General features: G+C 66.1%; 5 protein-coding genes and 1 pseudogene. All 6 read right to left on the bottom strand.

The genetic code is table 11. From position 1 onward, the window contains the following. Positions 1–421 (bottom strand): annotated as a pseudogene (locus tag VIR09_RS24535) (oxidoreductase); the annotation flags it as partial. Between the two features lie 106 nt (positions 422–527). Next, positions 528–1298: an ectoine/hydroxyectoine ABC transporter ATP-binding protein EhuA gene (ehuA, locus tag VIR09_RS24530; protein ID WP_332015218.1), complete on the bottom strand. Its 771-nt coding sequence runs from the start codon at positions 1296–1298 to the stop codon at positions 528–530. Beyond that, a complete protein-coding gene (gene ehuD, locus VIR09_RS24525; RefSeq protein ID WP_332015217.1) occupies positions 1295–1966 on the bottom strand; it encodes an ectoine/hydroxyectoine ABC transporter permease subunit EhuD in 672 nt (223 codons plus the stop codon). The genes ehuA and ehuD overlap by 4 nt, the downstream gene beginning before the upstream one ends. Then, positions 1963–2616: an ectoine/hydroxyectoine ABC transporter permease subunit EhuC gene (gene ehuC, locus VIR09_RS24520; protein WP_332015216.1), complete on the bottom strand. Its 654-nt coding sequence runs from the start codon at positions 2614–2616 to the stop codon at positions 1963–1965. Before ehuC ends, ehuD begins: the two co-directional genes overlap by 4 nt. A gap of 9 nt (positions 2617–2625) precedes the next feature. Beyond that, on the bottom strand, positions 2626–3534 hold the full coding sequence (gene ehuB / locus VIR09_RS24515) for an ectoine/hydroxyectoine ABC transporter substrate-binding protein EhuB (RefSeq protein WP_332015215.1): 909 nt from the start codon (positions 3532–3534) through the stop codon (positions 2626–2628). A 176-nt stretch (positions 3535–3710) separates the two neighbouring features. Next, on the bottom strand, positions 3711–4865 hold the full coding sequence (locus VIR09_RS24510; RefSeq protein WP_332015214.1) for an ABC transporter substrate-binding protein: 1155 nt from the start codon (positions 4863–4865) through the stop codon (positions 3711–3713). Between the last annotated feature and the right edge of the window lie 160 nt (positions 4866–5025).

The following is a 5025-nucleotide window of genomic DNA, read 5'->3' as shown; positions in this document are numbered from 1 at the left end:
CGGACGCGTTGTGCGGCAGCGCCGAGGGCGCCCAGCCCTGCCAGCCGCCCGCTTCGGGCGGCACCAACTGGCCGCCGTTCCAGGGCGCTTCGCTGGAAGCCTTGCGGCCCGCGTGGCCGAGCTGTATGCCCAGCTTGATGGGCGCATAGCGGCGGATGGCGGCGACGACGCGGCCGATGGCCGCCTCGGTTTCGTCGGACCACAAGCCCAGGTCTCCCGGGGTGATGCGCCCGTCGGGCTCCACCGCCGTGGCTTCCACGAACAACAGCGCGGCGCCGGACAAGGCCAGATGCCCCAGATGGATCATGTGCCAATCGGTGGCCAGACCTTCCTCCGCCGAGTATTCGCACATGGGCGCAATGACAATGCGGTTGGCCAACTCCAGCTGGCCGATGGATGTGGGACTGAAAAGCAGGGACATGCTGGAGCCTCCGGGGCGTGGGATGCCAAAGCATAGCGCCCCAACCCGGCTGGCGGCCTGAATGCCGCAGCCCCGGGCAGGGTCAACCGCGCTCGCGGGAGACGCGCTACTGCCCTTCGATCACCGAATCCAGGAACTGGCGCGTGCGCGCCTCCTGGGGCTGGCTGAACAGCACCGAAGACTCGGCGTCTTCGACGATGTTGCCCTCGTCGAAGAACAAGGTCCGGTCCGAGCTGCGTTCGGCGAATTTCATCTGATGGGTCACGATGATCATCGTCATGCTGCGCCGGGCCGACAGATCGCGCAGGATCTGCAGGATGCCGCCCACCAGTTCCGGGTCCAACGCCGAGGTCACCTCGTCGAACAGCATGATGTCGGGGCACATCGCCAGCGCGCGCGCGATGCCCACGCGCTGCTTCTGCCCACCCGACAACTGCGCGGGATAGACGTCGAGCTTGTCGCCCAGGCCGACCATTTCCAGGTATTCCACGGCGCGTTCGCGCGCCTGGGCGCGCGGCATGCCCAGCACGTGCAGCGGCGCCTCCATGGCATTGGCCAGCGCCGTCATGTGCGGGAACAGGTTGAAGTGCTGGAACACCATGCCGATCTTGCCGCGCACATTGCGCAGGTGCTCCGAATTGGACCCGGCGGGACGGCCCTGGGCGTCGGTCCACATCGGCACGCCGTCGATCTCGATGTCGCCGCTGGTGGGCCGGTCCAGCGTCATCAGCACGCGCAGCAAGGTGGACTTGCCCGAACCCGAAGGGCCGATCACGGCCACGGTCTGGCCGGACGGTATCTCCAGATTGATGCCGCGCAGCACCTCCAGTTCGCCGTACTGCTTGCGCAGGTTCTTGATGCTTACGCTGGCGCTCATCGCTTTCCTCCATATCGTTGCAAACGGGCTTCCAGGCCGCGCACGCCCCAAGCCGCCACCAGGCTCAGCGCCAGGAACAGCAGGCCCACCAGGGTCAGGGGCTCGGTGTAGCGGAACGTGGCCGAGCCGATCATCTTGCTCTGCTGCAACAGTTCCACCACGGTGATCGCCGACAGCAGCGGCGTGTCCTTGAACATCGCCACCAGGTAGTTGCCCAGCGCCGGCACCACGGGTGGAATCGCCTGCGGCAGCACCACGCCCACCGCCGTGCGCCAGCGCGACATGTTCAGCGCGGTAGCGGCCTCCCATTGGCCGCGCGGCACCGCCTCGATGCCGGCGCGGTAGACCTCCGCGCAATAGGTCGCGTAGTGCAGGCCCAGCGCGGTGATGCCGGTGGCCAGCGGCGACAACCGCACGCCGGTCAGGGGCAGGACGTAAAACAGGAAATACATCTGCACCAGCAAGGGCGTGCTGCGCACGAACTCGATCACGAAGGCCGTGGGCAGCGACACAATGCGCAGGCGCGAACGCCGCAGCAGCGCCAGCGCCAGGCCCAGCGTGACCGCCACCAGCATGCCCAGCAAGGTGGCCTGGATCGTGATGAGCAGCGCGGAGCCCAGCGTGGGCAGGATTTCCAGGGCGAATGACCAATCGAATACAGGCTTCATCGCACGCGCACCTTGCGTTCCAGCAGACGCACCCCGGCCGTGATCAGCAGGGCGACGGCGAAGTACATCAACAGCATCAGGGTGAAGATCTCGGTGGTGCGCAAGGTCTCGCTGCGCAGCAACTGACCGCGGAAGGTCAGGTCGGTGATGGTGACGAGAGACACCAGCGCAGTGTTCTTCAACAGCTCGATCAGCAGATTGCCGGCCGGCGGCAGCATCGCCGGCACGGCCTGCGGCACCACGATGCGGCGCATGATCTGTCCGCGCGTCAGGTTCAGCGCAATGCCGGCTTCGCGCTGGCCCGGCGGCACCGCGCGGATCGCGCCGCGCACCACTTCGGCGCCATAGGCGCCTGCGTTCAGCGCCAGCACCACGATGCCCACCAGCATGGCGGGCAGTTGCACGCCAAAGAGCGGCAGCACGAAATAGAACCAGAACAGCTGCACCAGGGCCGAGGTGCCGCGGAATACCTCGACATAGACCGCCGCGATCCAGCGCACCGGCCGCAGCGATGACAGGCGTCCGATGCCCGCGGCCAGTGCCAGCGGAACGGCCAGCACCACCGCGCCGGCCATGATCTCAAGCGTGACCGCCAGCCCTTGCAGCAGCGGCGGCACGAGTTCGGTGAAATGCTCGGATAGCAAGCGCATGCGCCCCCCTTACTGGCCGGCGCACAGTTTGGCGGCCGTAACTCCCTTGGGCAGTTCCTGCGGGGTGAAGCCGAAAGGCGCCACCAGCTTCTGGTGTTCCTCGGTGCCGATGAATTTGGCCAGTTCGGCGTTGAAGGCGTCGGCAAAGGCTTTGTCGTCGGAACGGAAGGCATAGGCGCCGTAGCCGCGCACGTCCTTGCCGTCGATGACAGGGTCTTTGAACGGATCGGCCTTTTCCAGGCCGCTGGCGGCGCTGGTCTTGCCCATCAGGTCGTTGACGGTGAGCGCCGTGGCCGCGTAGGCGTCGGCGCGCCCCGCCTGCACGCCGGACAGCGCGCTGACCGCGTCCGGAAACACCACCACCTGGGCGGGGGGCACCTGGATCTTGGAGGCGTACTCCGCTTCGATCGCGCCCACCACCACGCCCAGCTTGGCGTCGGGATTCTTCACCACGTCTTCATAGCTGTGCAGGTTCTTGGGATTGCCCTGCTTGACCAGGAAGGACTGGCCGACGCCATAGGTGGGGTCGGAGAACGCCACTTGCTGGCAGCGTTCGGGCGTGACGTACATGCCGGCCGCGATGATGTCGAAACGCTTGGCCTGCAAGCCCGGAATGAGGGAGCCGAACTCGGTCAGCACGCCCTCCACTTCATTGATGCCCATGCGCTTGAGCACCACCCGCGCGATCTCCACGGACTCGCCCGTCACCTTGGCTTCCTTGCTGTCCATGAAGGCGAAAGGCGCTTCATTGGCATAGCCGATGCGTATCTTGCCGGCGGCCTTGGCGGCTTCCAGGGTGGAAGTGGCGGCGGGCGCGCTCGCGGCCGGCGCAGCCTTGTCGGATCCCGAGTCGGAACATGCCGCCAGCACCCCCAGGCTCAAGGCGGCCAGCAAACGTCTGGATCGGATCAGGCTCATGGCAGTTTCTCCTGTATTTATTTCGAGGTATATGGATTCACTAAAAATAATACGCTATTAAATGATTTCGATACGAATGATATGCCCGGAAAAAAGCAGGCCGCAGCCTGCTTTTCGATCCGTCGCCCTATGGGGCGTCAGGACAAGTTACGAATGGTAGACGTCTATGTCCCCACTTACTCCGCGTAGGAAAACCGACCATTCTTGACGATGCCCATGACCCGGGCGCGCTCGTCAAAGCCTTGGTGGTTGTCCTTGGAGATGTTCAGCACGCCATTGGGCACGACCAGGTCGCGCGTGTTTTCCAGGGCGTCGCGCAGCGCCGCGCGGAATTCGGGCGTGCCGGGCTTGGCGCCGGATTTGAGCGCCCGCGCCACCGCCGAGTCCAGCAGCATCCAGGCGCCATAGGCGTCGCCCGCGAACTGGGTCAGCGTGTTGGCGCCGTAGCGGGCTTCGTACTTGTCGGCAAAGGCCACCGCCACCTTCTTGACCGGGTTGTCGTCCGGCAGCTCGCGCGCCACCACGCCGGGGCCGGTGGGGAACAGGGTCCCTTCCACATCCGCGCCGCCGACCTGCAGGAACTCCAGCGTGCCGATGCCGTGCGTCTGATAGATGGCGCCGGTGTAGCCGCGCTCCAGCAGCGTCTTCTGCGGCAAGGCGGAAGGCGTGCCTGCGCCGGCGATCAGCACGGCATCGGGCTTGGCGGCGATGACCTTCAGCACCTGTCCGACCACCGAAGCGTCGGTGCGCTGGAAACGCTCCTGCGCCACGATCTTCAGGTCAGTCCCGGCGGCGGCGGTGAACTCCTTCCACCAGCTGTCGCCGTAGGAATCCGCGAAGCCGATGAAGGCCACGTTCGTCAGGCCCTTCTTCTTCATGTCCGCGACCAGCGCGGTGGCCATCAGCGAATCGTTCTGCGGCATCTTGAAGGCCCAGGCGCGCTTCGGATCCGACAGCGGCTCGACGATGACGCTGGAGGCGGCCAGCGCGATCATGGGCGTGCCGGTCTCGGCCAGCACGTCCAGGCCGGCCAGCGCCGCAGCCGTGGTGTTGGGGCCGACGATGGCATCGACCTTGTCTTCCGAGGTCAGCTTGCGCATGTTCTTCACCGCCCGGCTGACGTCGGTGCCGTCGTCCAGCACCACGTAGCGGGCAGGCTCGCCGCCCAGCGTGGCGGGCCACAGGCGGATCGCGTTATTGGTCTGGATGCCGATGGCGGCGGCCGGGCCGGTGGTGGACACGTCCACGCCGATGACGATTTCGGCCTGGGCGGACAAGGCGGGGACGGCCAGCGCAACGGCGCAGGCGTAGCGGACGAGATGAAGAGACATGACAGCGGTTCTCGGCAAGGTTGAAGCAGATGCCCATATTTTGCCTCATGGTCACGCGCCGCCTTGCGATGCGCATCAAGAAGACGGAGCGCCAGGCCTGCGGTTACATCGGCTTGCCGTTGCGCGCAGACGCTTTCCGCGCCTGAGGTCCGTGCCCGCC

It is taken from the genome of Achromobacter sp. (assembly GCF_036567245.1).
GTDB lineage: Bacteria > Pseudomonadota > Gammaproteobacteria > Burkholderiales > Burkholderiaceae_B > Achromobacter.
The sequence above is the reverse complement of the archived record's forward strand: the minus strand, read 5'-3'. Positions and strand labels throughout refer to the sequence as shown.